The organism is Vibrio sp. 10N.222.55.B11 (genome assembly GCF_041473705.1).
Classification (GTDB): Bacteria; Pseudomonadota; Gammaproteobacteria; order Enterobacterales; family Vibrionaceae; genus Vibrio; species Vibrio crassostreae_C.
This window is the reverse complement of the sequence record NZ_JBFRST010000041.1, coordinates 117,045-131,060: the sequence shown is the minus strand read 5'-3', so window position 1 is coordinate 131,060 and position 14,016 is coordinate 117,045. Positions and strand designations below refer to the sequence as shown.

Genomic DNA, 14,016 nt, shown 5'->3' with positions numbered 1-14,016 from the left:
TTTTAATATTATCTAAAGCTAAAAATCCAGTGTCTTGTCTACACTGGATTTTTTTATGTGCATGTGACTAGCGGTGAGCAAGCAACATGGTAGAATGCAGCCATTAATCTTATCCTCATATAAGATTGTTGAACCTTTCCATCGCTATTTAGCCAAATCATACCGAGAAACTTATGCCATTTTCCAAGCTTGGATTAAGCTCACCTATTGTTAAAGCCGTTGCAAAACAAGGCTATGAAAAGCCAACCTCTATTCAAGAAAAAGCAATTCCGATTGTTCTTTCTGGTAAGAACCTTATTGCTGCAGCACAAACAGGTACAGGTAAAACTGCGAGCTTTGTTCTCCCTATCTTAGAAATGCTATGCAAAGGTGAAACGCAGCGTAAAAAACGTATCCGCGCAGTTATCCTGACACCAACGCGTGAGCTGGCAGTTCAGGTTGAACAGAACATCACTAAGTACGCGAAGTTCCTAAACCTAACATCACTAGCGATGTACGGTGGCGTGTCTTACCAACACCAGAAAGATCGTCTTATTGAAGGCGTGGATATTCTTGTGGCAACACCAGGTCGTTTGATCGACATGTACGGACAACGTGCCGTTCACTTTGATGAAGTGGAAGTACTGGTTCTAGATGAAGCTGACCGCATGCTAGACATGGGTTTCATTGAAGACATCAACAAGATCATCGCGCGTCTACCACAAGACATCCAAAACCTGCTGTTCTCGGCAACGCTTTCAACGCCAGTGCGTGCACTAGCGAAAAGTGCAATCAGTGAAGCGGAAGAGATTTCGATTGCCAAGACTGATGCGTCTAAAGCGAACATTGAGCAATGGTTGGTAACGGTAGATAAAGACCGTAAGTCAGCACTATTGAGCCACATGATTACCGAAGGTAACTGGGACCAAGCGCTTATCTTTATCGAAACCAAGCACGGCGCGGCTAAGTTGGTTGCTCAACTTGAGAAACGTGGTATTCAAGCGGAAGCTTTCCACAGTGGACGTAGCCAAGCGATTCGTGAAAAAATCTTGGCTGACTTTAAGAAAGGTCGCCTAAAATACTTAGTCGCGACGGGTGTTGCTGCTCGTGGTATCGATATCGACAACCTAAGCCGCGTAGTGAACTACGACATGCCATTCCCAGCAGATGATTATGTTCACCGTATTGGTCGTACAGGCCGTGCTGATGCATCTGGCGAAGCGATCTCTTTCCTATCAAAAGATAACTTCAAAAACCTGTGCATTATTGAAAAGCGTCTTGGTCACTTGATTGAACGTCGCGTTGTTGAAGGTTTCGAACCACGCAAAGAAGTACCCATTTCAGTATTGAACTTCGTTCCTAAGAAGAAAAGAGAACAGCAACAAGACTAAGTAATTTCAGCGACAGAAAATGCAAAGTTGCATTAACCAAAAGAAAAGTCGCGTTAGCCAAAATGAAAATAAAACGAAGCCCTATGTGGCTTCGTTTTGTTCTTTGAAATACATATAACGTTGAGGCAATAAGATGATCACTCCTATCGCAACGAGATTAACCCGCGGCCAAGACCTAAAGCTAGAGATCCAGAGGCTAGTGACAGCGCACAATATCTCCGCGGGCTCTATCGCGTCTTGTGTCGGATGTGTTTCTCAACTCAATATTCGTCTGGCTAATGCAAACAATACCAAGCTAATCACAGCTCCGTTCGAAATTGTGTCTGTAATGGCAACGCTAACCCCAAACCACCAACATGTTCATATATCCGTTGCTAATGAAAATGGCGATTTGATAGGTGGGCATTTGCTTGAAGGGACGATTATCGCAACCACGGCGGAATTGATTGTTCACCGCTATGATACCTTGACCTTCAACAGAGAGCATGACGATTCGACGGGTTACACTGAACTTACTATCAGCAATAGCAAATAACTGATTTACCCATAGCAACACCAAACGCCCCATACAAAGCGATACTACCAAACAGCAATTAGGAAACACGATGGCTCCAAACTCCGCAGATTCCGTTATCGTTCTCGATTTCGAGACCACAGGCTTATCACCAAATATGGGCGACCGAGCGATTGAGATCGGTGCGGTTAAACTCGTTAACGGCGAAGTCGTCGACACCTTCCAGCAGCTCATGAACCCGGGATTTCGTGTGAGTGGATTCATTGAAGGTTATACCGGAATCAGTAACCGTATGTTAAGCACAGCGGCCAGTTGTAGTGAAGTGATGGATGAGTTTGCAGACTTCATTCAAGACAGCCAACTTGTCGCTCACAATGCCTCATTTGATAAGCGCTTTCTTGATGCGGAATTAGATAATATTGGTCGCGATTACAATGGACAGTTCGCTTGCTCAATGTTGATAGCTCGTCGTCTAATCCAAGACGCACCAACTCATAAGCTAGGCGACCTTGTGCGTTTCAAAAATATCGACAACGACGGTACTTTCCACAGAGCGTTAGCCGATTCAGAAATGACAGCAAGGTTGTGGTTATTGATGATCGATGAGCTGCAGAGTGACCACGGTATTCAACAGCCGAGCTTCCAATTGATGCAGAAAATATCGAAGACAGCCAAAGGTTCGATTCCAAAACTACTGATGAGCAACAGGGGTTAGGTTCCGAAATTCACCTTAAAGTGGGATGAAAGGCTAGCTCGACAATAACCGCTAGCCTTTAAAAGAGACGCTCTACTCTTGCAATGACTTCAACGTTCCTTTGAGGCTTTCTAATTCATTCATAAAATACGCCCACTGCTTGTTACTGCTGGTCGCGGCGATATCTACTAAAAACTTGGCTGATGTTTCCATATTTTGGTTGAGTTGTGACTCAAGTTCATCAGGATAATAAGCTTCATTGTTTAAAAGCAACTTCATGATAATCGGCTGAGCAATATGCAGATCGCTCTTCTTCGCCATCAGCGTCGTTAGCTCTTGATAGGTGTTGTTTTGATATTGTCGCCAACTGCTATTGGTATTTACCCACTCTTTAGACCAAGCCAAAATAATCTGTTTTTGTTCTTTCGATACTGAACCTAACCACCGTTCTGCGCGCTCTTCTATTCTGCTTCGGTATCGCTCTCTCGAATCGTCATCGTTCAACGACAACCTTTCTTCATAATAGTCTTGCTGCTTTTCACGAAAGTTCTTTAAAAACTCCCTGTCTTGCTTAGGGCTAAGCTGCATACTCAAGGCGTAAATATCTGGAGCGAACTTATTGACGATTGTGCGAATATGCTCTTTCGTTTGTTCACTTTGGCCCACAATAAAAGCGGGATTCATATCCGACCGATCTACGTTTTGAATCGCTTCTAATTGCGAGATGTACAGAGGTAGCTGAGTTTCTTTATGCCATTTCTGTAATATATCTAATCGCTCTTCAAGCTCTGATTCTTGGCTATTTGAGAGGGAAACAAAATCTTCTATATAGCTAACGACAAACCAACCTATATTGTTATAGGCGAACTTGGTCCCGCACCCAGTAAATAGAAAACAGATCACTAAAACTAACCACCGGCACTTTCTCATTCTACCCTCTCACGACATTCAACAAAGCCACAAACCGATTAACTCATCCCTTTAAGGTTAGCCCAGTTTTTATAACGCTAATTCTAGCTCTTATAAAAGTAGTCTTAATAAACAGTGGTCGTAAGAACTTTGAGATAAATTGAGACCCAAACTTGCTAATCTAGCTATTTAGGCAAATGATTAAACTAAAAATAATTAATGGCAGTGATGTGACTTGATTTTATTACTCATTTGACGTGATACGAACCCTATAAATGAGTTGGGTTGACGTATTTAAAATGATTGATATTTGGGAGGGAAGCTATGGCCGCTATTCCTGATCATCCAAGCGATTTAGAATATGAGCTTTGTTATTTTGATGATGGTTCAATAACCACAATCACGATATTGGTTCACAATCGACAGGAAGCGATGACTTGGTATCTTAGCGAAGGAAAACATATCAACGATCTTTATTCGATAAGACCCGATGAATAATGCTTTGGTATAGAGGACTAGGTCGATAAACCTAAGATAAGAAACTTAAGTGGCATTTTGTGGAACACCCTTTACTGCAATGCCATTAATTAGCAATGTCGTTAATTAGACATATCGCAGCAAAGGGATTCAGTCTCGGATTACTTCAGGATTCGGGCGCGGAATTGACGACCCTTCATTTTACCTGATTCGATTTTGTTCAGTGCTTTTTTAGCCACAGATCTTTCTACCGCTACGTAAGCACGCATTGCAAACAGATTGATCTTACCTACTGATTTACCATCAATGCCGCCTTGGCCCGTCAGTGCGCCAAGAATATCACCAGCACGAAGCTTAGCTTTCTTACCGCCATCAATTTGGATGGTAACCATGTTTGAGTAGTACGGCTTAGCAATTGGTTTTGCTGGCAGTTCAGATGGCTCGATTGGCATGTCCATGTACTCATCAATTTGAGCAACACGGTACATCTCTTTTTCACTAAAAAAGCTGATCGCTACGCCTTTGCTTCCTGCACGGCCAGTACGACCAATACGGTGTACGTGAACTTCAGGGTCGCGAGACAATTCAAAGTTGAACACAGCATCTAGGTTATCAACATCAAGACCGCGAGCCGCAACGTCTGTCGCCACTAGAATCGAGATGGTTTTGTTTGAGAACTGAACCAAAGCTTGGTCACGTTCACGCTGTTCCATGTCACCATGAAGTTCGATAACACTGAAACCGCGGTGGCTTAGCTCATCGTTTACGTTCTGCACTTCTTTCTTAGTGTTACAGAACACAACCGCAGACTCCGGTTGGTGATGAAGTAACAGCAACTCTAGAGCGTCATCACGAGCTTCAGAACCTTCTAACTTGTAGAAGTGTTGTTGGATGCTTGAGTGATCGTGTGTTGATTCAACCTTCACCATTTCTGGATTGCGCATAATGCGGTCTGCAACAGATTTGATCTGTTTAGGGAAAGTCGCACTGAATAGCAGAGTTTGGCGTTCTTTTGGCGCCGCTTCAATCACAGCATCCAAAGCGTCTTGGAAACCCATCTCTAGCATGCGATCCGCTTCATCTAACACAAGTGTGTTCAGCTCAGACAGGTCAATGCGGCCTTTCTCTAGGTGATCAAGAATACGACCAGGTGTGCCCACAAGAATGTGTGCGCCATGCTCTAGTGAACCAATCTGTGGGCCCATTGGCATACCGCCACATAGTGTCAGCACTTTAATGTTGTGAATACCACGAGCAAGAGTACGAATCTCTTTTGCTACTTGGTCTGCAAGCTCACGAGTCGGACATAACACTAAAGACTGAACACGGAAACGCTTAACGCGTAGGTTCTGCAGCACGCCTAAACCGAAAGCAGCTGTTTTACCTGAACCCGTTTTACCCTGACCGATAACGTCCTTGCCATTTAGGATAGTAGGAAGACTTAACGCTTGGATCGGCGTCATTTCAGTATAACCAAGAGAATCTAACGTATTTAGAAGCTCTGGTTTAAGGGCGATTGAAGAGAATTTTGAAGTGCTCAATGGAAATATCCAACTGGTGAAAAACAGAGTGCATTATGAGTGTTTTTGAAAATTATTCCACCTTAATCACAGTTTTGGAGAAACATGTTAGGCGAACACAAAAAAGCCAGCTTACTTAGCTGGCTTTGACTTCTATACGAATTGCTTTCTATGGCACACCGTGACCTTTAGATGCCACCCATACGCGATACCACTGTTCGCGCGTCAGCTCGATTTTCAGTGCATCAACGGCCGTCTTCACACGCTCAATCTTACCAGAACCAATAATTGCAATTGGACTAGATGGTAAACGACGAACCCAAGCGTAAATCACTTGATCAATGCTGTCTGCACCCACTTCTTGACGAATCGCCTCTAGCTCATCACGAACGCGAACCGCTTGCGCTGAATCACCACTGAAGATGCTACCACCACCGAGACAAGACCACGCCATCGGGCGAATGCGGTTCATCTGCAGTTGATCTAGCGTGCCATCATGAGCCACTTCGAAGTTCAATGGGTTGATTTCAACTTGGTTGGTCACTAACGGCTTACCGAGTCGAGATTGAAGCAGTTCGAACTGACGCGGTGAAAAGTTAGAAACACCGAAGTGCTTAACTTTACCTACTTTGTGTAGCTCTGCGAACGCTTCTGCTACTTCATCGGCATCCATTAACACGTCAGGGCGGTGAATCAACAATACATCGATATCGTTAACACCTAAGTGCTCTAATGAGTTATTTACTGATTGGTAAATATGCTGCGCGCTGGTGTCATAGTGATTGATCTTACGATCTGGAGTGTGGTCACCACATAGGTTGATATCGCACTTGGTGACGATTTGAATATCATCACGAAGGCTTGGTTCAAGCGCTAAAGCCTCACCAAACAACTTTTCACATTGGTAGTTACCGTAAATATCCGCGTGATCAACAGTTGTGATGCCAAGATCAATATGTTGTTTCAGGAAAGTCAGGCGTTGTTGCGGGGTCATGCCCCACTCTGCTGTACGCCAGTATCCTTGCACCAGCTCAGAAAGTTCTGGGCCTTGTGGCGCTATCGTTACTCTTGCAACCATGGGTTGTCTCCTTTATCAATACTGAACGTATCCTAATCTCGTTTTACCGAAGGCTCAACGTATAACAAATGGCAAAGCTAAACGCTTATTAAAAATGTGAGAGCCGCAGAAAAACGAACACTTAAATGAATTATAACTTGCTGTCTGCCCGCGAGCCGTTCTCCTGAAAGGCTTGTTTAGCCTAATAAATAACGAAACTATCTATAAATTTGAGCAATTAAAAACGATTAAGTTCAACCGTTAAGTTGTCACCATCACTCTGTAACTGAATCCAAGGAGAAGTAGAGCTAGAAGAAGATAAGCTAGGCACATTCCACACACTCAGTTGCTCTGCTGAACCGTGAGGCGCGTTGATGAATTCGACCAGCTGTTTATCCACCTTATCGAAACCAACACCTTCATTTCGAGCTTGTTCGAGTTGAGCTGTAACATCGAATTCATCTTCACCAATACGAATTGAACTGAGAGCAAAGCCATCTTGGCGAAGGTATGCCTGAAGCTTTGTGTAACTTAGGTCCGAATATGGCAGGTTTAAGCGAACCGTTTCGACACTTGAGTCCCCCAACTCCAGTTCAACATACACATCCAGGTCGTAATATTGGGTTAAGTCACTGCACAACAAAGTACCTTCGATCTCACCACAATCCATCAACTCGATATCATTAATATAGTTTTGAGAATTCGGCAGACTTGGGCTGCTGTTAAATACTGTTCTTAGCCACCAGCTTTTGGTTGCTTGCGCTGAAAATGAAATAGCATTGAGGGACAGCATTAGAGGCAAGATTAGAACTTGAAAGATTTTCATCGACTGGGCTTATTTAGCGCTATATGAAGTGTCCATTATACGTGACCAAACGACAAACAACTGCTCGAGTCGCAAATTTTAGGCGAAAAAAAACGGGCATACATGCCCGCTAGATAATTTCATCACCGAATAACGTAATCCGTCACGTTGAGAACCATTACGAAAGAGAGAATATCACTCTCCCACAACAGTTACAACATGACATACCCATTACTTGTAGCCACCTTCAATAGCAGGCTCTTCAAGCGACAATCTGACTTTGTTACGTTGAATAGCTTCTGGCGGCAAGCTGATGAAGCCGTATTGGTTCAACACGCCTTGATGATCTTGTGACAAGGTAAGCCCAACAAAGAACTCCTCTTGTTCCGTAAAGCCTTTGCGATGCGCTGGAATATTCAAGTACATGTAATAAACCGTTGCTAACGGGTAACGACCAGAGAGGATCGTTTCTTTGTTTAGGTCGTAGTTCACACCTAGGTTATCAACCACGCTCAACCATTTCACATCAGAGATCTGATCTGAGTAAACGGTGTAACCAATGGCGGCATCTTCGTCTTCAATCTTATTAATCAGATCAGGTAAATCCGCTAAGAACTGAGTATGGGCATATTCTCCTTCTGTTCCACATTCGACCCAACTTGAAAAGGTAGTATGGCCTTTCAGGTTGTGATCAATGGCAAAGGGCAACATATGAGTATCTAGGCTTTCACCGTTACGAATATCACTACTTGCTGACCATTTTGGATGTTTAGGATCGTTAGAACAACCAAACACATCAATTAATTCAGCGACGGTGATTGATGTCGCAGGGTTATTTTCATTGGCTAGAATCGCAATCACTTCAGCGGTAAACATCAGCTCTGTTGGCCTATAACCGTAACGCATATCAAACCTAGCCATCTCTTTGTCAGTCCACTTTTTGGAAGTGATACCAACACGCGAGCGCTGCATGATCATCTGTTCTGGGACGCTGTCACTCAACAAGATTTCTAAGTCGATCTCTTGGCTCTTAAGCAGATCTTCTACAAGCCCCTGCATATTCGGCTCAATCGCGACCAAACCAATGTCACTGGCATCATTCGCGAACGTCGATGCAGAGAACAACATAGGTACAGCAGCAAGCAGTAAGCCCGATTTATTCGATAGACGTTTCATTACTGGCCTCCTACTGGATCAATCGACGTTTTAGACTCAACATCGCTATTACTATCGAGCTGCATTTCTGAAGTGAAGATGTTCCAAGATGGATTCACTTCCATGCTTTCTGTCTTAATCACCGCAATCGTTCTACGCTTACGCTTGTGAAGGTGCTGAGTTAAGCTGGTTATCTGAGTAAACTCTTGTTCGAAGATACGCTCACCATTGATGCCTCTATCAATCAATGCATCTCGAATCACGCCAGTTCTTTTCTTGGCCAATGCTTTGTTATAAACGTTTGTACCTTCAGCACTGGTATCTCCGACCAAGGTAACCGAAGCATCAGGCTGCTCTCCTAGTAAACGCACCAACTCATTTAATACCGCGGTATGATCAGGTTTAAGGTCATACTTATCAAAATCAAATGCCACACTTAATACTTCAACATCTTCGACAATTTTCCAATTAGCACACCCTTTAATGTCTACCGTTACACCTTCTGGCGTATCGGCACATAGATCTCGCTGGTTAATCACACCATCTCGGTCATTATCCGCTAAGTCATCAATTTGGTGGCGTGTCATTGTCGTATCAGGCGTTTCTGCACATCCCATTAGCAAGATAGAGCTAAGTAGCGCTAGTTTAAAATATCTCATTACTTATTCTCCCCTTGCCACTCTTCTGGATGTTCAATCCTCAACGCATACGTCAACATACCCATCGCATTTAACACTCGATAAGCCGCTAACGTTTGATCATATTCAGTGCTGATGAAGTTTCTTCGAGCCAAAAACACTTCTACTTTTGCATCCAGTACATCAAGAAGGCTTCGTCTACCAACATTGAATTGCTGGATATAGCCAAGCTCTGCAATTTTCGCTGCATCAACATTCTGTTGAAGTAAGGATTTTTGCTGCTCAAGCATTTTGTAAGCGTTCCAAGCCAGTTGTGTACCTTCTCGAACCTCACGCTCTGTTCGTAATCGGATCGCCCTTGCCTCTTCCACTCGCCAAGCTGACGATTCAACCCTGGAGTCGGTAGAGAAGCCATTAAACAGGTCATAATCCATCGTCAACATGATACGTGCATCTTCATCGACACCGCCTGGCGGGTTAGATACGTTGTCATTCTTATTGGCATGAAGCTCAAGTTTTAGTTCTGGGTAGTAATCCCCTTTCTCGCGGCGCATCTCTTTACGAGCCGCGTCGATATCAAGCAAAGAGGCTTTGATTTCAGGGTGATTCTCGACAGCTTGTTCAAGTGCGACCTGTGCTGAGCTTGGTAATAGAGCGTAATCAAACCGGGGGTAAACCAAGTTCACCGCAGGTTTGCCAACCAAGCGTAGATACTGAGTTTGCAAATCAAACAGGTTGTTCTGAGCGGCGATAAGTGAAGACTGCGCGGTCGCGACACGGGCGGAGATTTGAGCCAGATCCGAGTTGCTACTCAAGCCTTTGCTCTTTTTATCTTGGATATCTTGATAGATCTCTTGGTGCTCTTTTACATTACGCTTAGACAATTCAAGTAGCGTCTCTGCTTTTAGGATATCGAGGTAATTTCTCACCACATCTAACGATACGTTTTCAGCTCGCGAAATCAGAGTTAGACGCTCAGCTTCTGCTTCGAACGTCAGTCGATCGACATTCGAGGTCGTTTTAAAACCATCGAATAGTAACTGGGATACTTTAACGCCAATTTCCGTTCTCGTTAGGCCTCTATCATCGCTATCGAGTTTGCTGCCACTGTTGTAGCGTGTCTCTTCATAGCCTGCTGCCGCGTACAAGTTCACTTGTGGCATATACAAACCACTCGCAGCGTCTCCGTCTCTGACCACCGATTGGTATCGGGAGTATTGCGCCAATATCTCTGGGCTATAGTCGATGGCAAAGGCCACGGACTCTTCTAATGAAGCTGCTTGAGACAGCCCACTCATTAGCAAGCAAGAAGAGAGTAAGAATTTTGAATGCATTACACTTCCTTTTATATTTATGCTTTAACCCACCTCATCGTTCACGAAGTGAGTTTTCCTTAGCTCGTAAAATAGGTTTTAACCAATAACTCAATACTGTTTTCTCTCCGGTTAATATATCGACCGCGACTTGCATCCCTGGGATAATGCTAAAGGCAGAGTTTTGTTGCTGGTCTTCGTTTAACTGAATATGGGCACGATAATAGGCGTTTCCGTCTTCCGTTTGTAAGGCGTCGGCACTCACGTAAATCACCTCGCCTTTAAGTCCGCCATAAATGACGAAATCGTAGGCCGTGAATTTCACTGTTGCACCTAACCCGTTATGAACAAACGCAATATCTTGCGGAGAGATTCTCGCTTCAACAATCAGGTCACTGTTTGATGGAATGATCTCAATGATCGGCTCGCCGGGACGAACTACACCACCAATGGTACGCACAAAGATCTCTTTGACTGTGCCATCAACGGGCGCGACAATTTCAGTACGCTTGAGTTGGTCGGCAATCGCCTGCTGGCTTTCGTTCAGCTGCGCTATCTTGCTCGCCACTTCATTCAACTGGCCTTGCACTTTGGTACGAAAATCTAAAGCGATACTTCGATGATCCGCTATCGACTCTGAGTAGGCAGCTATCTGCTTCTGCGCTGCTACTTTTGAGCTAGCAATATCACCTTTGAGTTTGACTACATCACGGTTGAGTTTAAGTAGCTCAACTTCCGCAACAGCACCGCTCGCTACCACGTCTTTCAGCATGTTGCGCTCACGAATCACAATCTCGAGGCTGCTTTCAAGAGTCTGGATATTGTTAAACGTATCGACACGAGCTTGGTCTTGTTGCTCGATACGAAGTGCCGCCTCTTCCAGTTCAGACTTCAACTGTCCTAAACGTTCTCGGTAGTTCGCCTTGGCATTCATTAACGCAGGGTGGCTTGATACATCAACCGCAATATCTTGAGGCACCAAGACCACTCGCTCATACCACTCTTTCGCATCGTTATTTAAAACGACCGTCGACAGCTCAGCCTTTAATCTTAATTGCTGAGCAAGCAAGGTATCCGCTTGTTGAGCCGACTCTAAAAACGCCGCCTTAAAACGTGTGTCTTCTAACTTAGCTAGAGGTTGCCCCTTCACTACAGATTGGCCTTGTCGCACCATGATCTCTTGAACCAGTCCACCTTCTAAGCTCTGAATGGTTTGCACCGAAAGACTTGGAACGACTTTACCTTCACCGATCACGACTTCTTCTAATGTTGCCCACGTAGCCCAACCGATAATTGATACAATGAGTAGAGCACTCAACCAAATCAGCTTTCGAGAGCGGAATGCTAAGTGGTTGTTGGTCCATTGAATATCATTACTCATGACGACCTCCCTTCACCACAGATACCGTCTTAAACCGGCTCGTACCTTTAGGTACACTTTTCTTCTGTAAAGAGAGAATTTCTTTAGGTTCACCTTCTGCCACGATTTGACCTTTATCCAATACAATCACTCGATCACACATCATCAAGAATGAAGACTTATGGGAGCTGATTAGCATTGAAGTTTCTCTCGGCATACTTTGCAGCGCATTGAAGAATTGAATCTCAGCTTGACTATCTAATGCACTGGTTGGCTCATCCATAATCAACAACTTTGGACAACGATACAGAGCTCTCGCAATGGCAACGGCTTGGCGCTGACCACCAGAAAGTAACCGACCACCCTCACCGACAGGTGTTTCAAGGCCATTGCTTAGGCGCCCCATGTAACCATTCAAACCCGACTGTTGAAGAGCTTGTCTTAGCTTTTCTTCATCAACGTTGGTCGCACCAAGCGTAACGTTGTCGTAAACACTGCCAAAAATAAGATTAGTGGTTTGCCCTACCCAACCCATGCCACTACGCAGAACGCTGGTTGGCCATAATTGCCCATCGATTTCTTGATAGAAAGCTTGTCCTGTTGTTGGCAAATACTGGCGCGCAACAATCGATAGTAGAGTTGTTTTACCCGCGCCTGCCGCACCGACAAGACCAACTCGCTCACCCGGTTTGATCTCTAGGGAAATCTCCTTTAATGCAGGGCTTTGAGTCTCTGGATAAGTAAACGTGACTTCATCTAGCCTAACCCCACCGTCAAAGTCACCCTTATCAATCACTTGATGCTTAGACTCTTCTTGCGGTAACTCCATGATCTGATTCAAACCTTCGACTGCAGAACGGGTTTGTTGAAACCTCAACAATAGAAGAGAAAGCTGGTTCACTGAGCTCGCAGCACGTCCACTCAACATCACCACAGCTATCAAACCACCCATACTCAGCAAGCCTTCAGAGATCTGATACACGCCGAAGATGATGAGAGTGATAGTAACGATCTGCTGACTCGACTGAATGGAATGAGTCACGATATTGGAATAGTGACGAGATTGAGCCTGCCATTGAGAGAGCGATGAAATAGTCTGTTCCCAACGCTTCTGAGTGATTCCTTCAGCATTGTTTTGCTTGATATCCGGAAGGGTTGTTAAGCAATCAAACAGCTGTGCTTGTCTTTGTGTCGACAAACGTGCGGTTTCATCGAATGTTTTCTCGACTTTACCTTTCATCGCAATGCTCAGCACAATCAATACCAGCATAATTGCGACTGGGATAAACATCATTGCACCACCAAGCCAACCGATAAGGAACAGGAACAGCAAGGTAAATGGCAGGTCGACTAAAGTAACCAAAGAAATAGAAGTGAAGAAATCTTTAACACTATCGAAATCTTGAAGCTGTCTGGCAAATGCGCCTACCGACTGAGGTCGATTTTCCAGCTTCATACCAAGGACTTTAGAGAACAGTTGAGAAGACAACTTGTTATCAATATAGCGCCCAGCCATATCAGTCACAGAGCTTCGTGAGCTTCTCAATACCCAATCAAAAATAACAACGATACCAACGCCTGCTGCTAATACCCAAAGCGTGTTAAACGCTTGGTTTGGCACAACACGGTCGTACACATTCATGGTAAATAACGGAACCACTAGCGCAAGCACGTTGATCAAGAACGAAGCGATAAACAGATCGCGATACCAAGGCTTCACTTCTTTGACCACCCGCCACAACCAACGGGTGTTGGATTTACTGTCATTGCGCTCATGTGCCTGAACACGGGCGTCATCAAGCGCTTGAGCACCCACTTGCCAAACAAATGCATCCACTTTAATGACTAAGTCTTTAAGGAGAATTTGTTGGCTTAAGTTGGATTCACAATTCAATACTTGAAAGTCGCCAACGGAGCTTTGGGTTACGACAAGAGGAGACCCTGTCGCGGACTCAACAGCAACAACAGGGAACTGACATTGATTCAATAATTCTTTTTTAACGTGGCTCAGCGTTAACCCAGATCTCTCAATCGCTCTTGGAAAAAGGGATTCATTGAGCCTGCCTTCATCTAAAGGTAGGCCAGACACTATTTTGGAAGGATGGCTGCGAACATTAAAATGCTCACATAACCATTCAACACAACCTAGCCAGCTGTCTTTTTGTTCTACCAATCTAAACTTCCTTTTATAGACTGTACATCCA

13 protein-coding genes are annotated in these 14,016 nt (G+C 44.4%); 4 read left to right on the top strand and 9 right to left on the bottom strand.

Features of this window, described 5'->3' with window-relative positions; translation table 11 throughout:
* Positions 1 to 173: 173 nt before the first annotated feature.
* From AB4503_RS14985 to AB4503_RS14975, 3 genes are all read left to right on the top strand, one after another.
* The gene (locus tag AB4503_RS14985; RefSeq protein WP_372115297.1) at positions 174 to 1,370 is read left to right on the top strand and encodes a DEAD/DEAH box helicase; all 1,197 of its coding nucleotides are present in this window, start codon (positions 174 to 176) and stop codon (positions 1,368 to 1,370) included.
* Between the two features lie 133 nt (positions 1,371 to 1,503).
* On the top strand, positions 1,504 to 1,905 hold the full coding sequence (locus AB4503_RS14980; protein ID WP_017064351.1) for a PPC domain-containing DNA-binding protein: 402 nt from the start codon (positions 1,504 to 1,506) through the stop codon (positions 1,903 to 1,905).
* Between the two features lie 70 nt (positions 1,906 to 1,975).
* Positions 1,976 to 2,599, top strand: a complete 624-nt coding sequence (locus tag AB4503_RS14975; protein WP_017059480.1) for a PolC-type DNA polymerase III — start codon at positions 1,976 to 1,978, stop codon at positions 2,597 to 2,599.
* A gap of 72 nt (positions 2,600 to 2,671) precedes the next feature.
* Here the strand turns inward: AB4503_RS14975 and AB4503_RS14970 are convergent, their stop codons facing one another.
* Entirely contained in the window at positions 2,672 to 3,508 is an 837-nt protein-coding gene (locus tag AB4503_RS14970; RefSeq protein ID WP_372115295.1) for a DUF6279 family lipoprotein, read from the bottom strand.
* Between the two features lie 303 nt (positions 3,509 to 3,811).
* Between AB4503_RS14970 and AB4503_RS14965 the strand changes: the two genes are divergently transcribed.
* The gene (locus AB4503_RS14965; protein ID WP_017064349.1) at positions 3,812 to 3,985 is read left to right on the top strand and encodes a hypothetical protein; all 174 of its coding nucleotides are present in this window, start codon (positions 3,812 to 3,814) and stop codon (positions 3,983 to 3,985) included.
* A gap of 140 nt (positions 3,986 to 4,125) precedes the next feature.
* On the opposite strand, the gene dbpA is transcribed toward AB4503_RS14965, so the two are convergent.
* The 8 genes from dbpA to AB4503_RS14925 all read right to left on the bottom strand — a co-directional run bounded on the left by dbpA (position 4,126) and on the right by AB4503_RS14925 (position 13,985).
* Entirely contained in the window at positions 4,126 to 5,505 is a 1,380-nt protein-coding gene (gene dbpA, locus AB4503_RS14960) for an ATP-dependent RNA helicase DbpA (RefSeq protein WP_017064348.1), read from the bottom strand.
* Positions 5,506 to 5,653: 148 nt separating this feature from the next.
* On the bottom strand, positions 5,654 to 6,562 hold the full coding sequence (locus AB4503_RS14955; protein ID WP_017064347.1) for an aldo/keto reductase family oxidoreductase: 909 nt from the start codon (positions 6,560 to 6,562) through the stop codon (positions 5,654 to 5,656).
* A gap of 217 nt (positions 6,563 to 6,779) precedes the next feature.
* Positions 6,780 to 7,367 carry a hypothetical protein gene (locus tag AB4503_RS14950; RefSeq protein WP_372115293.1) on the bottom strand — a complete coding sequence of 196 codons (588 nt, stop codon included), beginning with the start codon at positions 7,365 to 7,367 and terminating at the stop codon, positions 6,780 to 6,782.
* Positions 7,368 to 7,577: 210 nt separating this feature from the next.
* Entirely contained in the window at positions 7,578 to 8,522 is a 945-nt protein-coding gene (locus AB4503_RS14945; protein WP_372115291.1) for a PstS family phosphate ABC transporter substrate-binding protein, read from the bottom strand.
* Positions 8,522 to 9,160, bottom strand: a complete 639-nt coding sequence (locus tag AB4503_RS14940) for an OmpA family protein (protein ID WP_017059473.1) — start codon at positions 9,158 to 9,160, stop codon at positions 8,522 to 8,524. The genes AB4503_RS14945 and AB4503_RS14940 overlap by 1 nt, the downstream gene beginning before the upstream one ends.
* Positions 9,160 to 10,473: a TolC family outer membrane protein gene (locus tag AB4503_RS14935; protein ID WP_102321358.1), complete on the bottom strand. Its 1,314-nt coding sequence runs from the start codon at positions 10,471 to 10,473 to the stop codon at positions 9,160 to 9,162. The genes AB4503_RS14940 and AB4503_RS14935 overlap by 1 nt, the downstream gene beginning before the upstream one ends.
* Positions 10,474 to 10,507: 34 nt before the next feature.
* Complete coding sequence (locus AB4503_RS14930; protein ID WP_017059471.1) at positions 10,508 to 11,833, bottom strand: HlyD family type I secretion periplasmic adaptor subunit; 1,326 nt, start codon at positions 11,831 to 11,833, stop codon at positions 10,508 to 10,510.
* Positions 11,826 to 13,985 (bottom strand): type I secretion system permease/ATPase, encoded by a 2,160-nt coding sequence (locus AB4503_RS14925; protein WP_372115289.1) that lies wholly within the window; start codon positions 13,983 to 13,985, stop codon positions 11,826 to 11,828. Before AB4503_RS14925 ends, AB4503_RS14930 begins: the two co-directional genes overlap by 8 nt.
* Positions 13,986 to 14,016 lie beyond the last annotated feature (31 nt).

Coding starts and splice junctions, on each gene's coding strand:
- AB4503_RS14985 (WP_372115297.1), top strand. CDS start 174: ATGCCATTTTCCAAGCTTGGATTAAGCTCACCTATTGTTAAAGCCGTT.
- AB4503_RS14980 (WP_017064351.1), top strand. CDS start 1,504: ATGATCACTCCTATCGCAACGAGATTAACCCGCGGCCAAGACCTAAAG.
- AB4503_RS14975 (WP_017059480.1), top strand. CDS start 1,976: ATGGCTCCAAACTCCGCAGATTCCGTTATCGTTCTCGATTTCGAGACC.
- AB4503_RS14970 (WP_372115295.1), bottom strand. CDS start 3,508: ATGAGAAAGTGCCGGTGGTTAGTTTTAGTGATCTGTTTTCTATTTACT.
- AB4503_RS14965 (WP_017064349.1), top strand. CDS start 3,812: ATGGCCGCTATTCCTGATCATCCAAGCGATTTAGAATATGAGCTTTGT.
- AB4503_RS14955 (WP_017064347.1), bottom strand. CDS start 6,562: ATGGTTGCAAGAGTAACGATAGCGCCACAAGGCCCAGAACTTTCTGAG.
- AB4503_RS14950 (WP_372115293.1), bottom strand. CDS start 7,367: ATGAAAATCTTTCAAGTTCTAATCTTGCCTCTAATGCTGTCCCTCAAT.
- AB4503_RS14945 (WP_372115291.1), bottom strand. CDS start 8,522: ATGAAACGTCTATCGAATAAATCGGGCTTACTGCTTGCTGCTGTACCT.
- AB4503_RS14940 (WP_017059473.1), bottom strand. CDS start 9,160: ATGAGATATTTTAAACTAGCGCTACTTAGCTCTATCTTGCTAATGGGA.
- AB4503_RS14935 (WP_102321358.1), bottom strand. CDS start 10,473: ATGCATTCAAAATTCTTACTCTCTTCTTGCTTGCTAATGAGTGGGCTG.
- AB4503_RS14930 (WP_017059471.1), bottom strand. CDS start 11,833: ATGAGTAATGATATTCAATGGACCAACAACCACTTAGCATTCCGCTCT.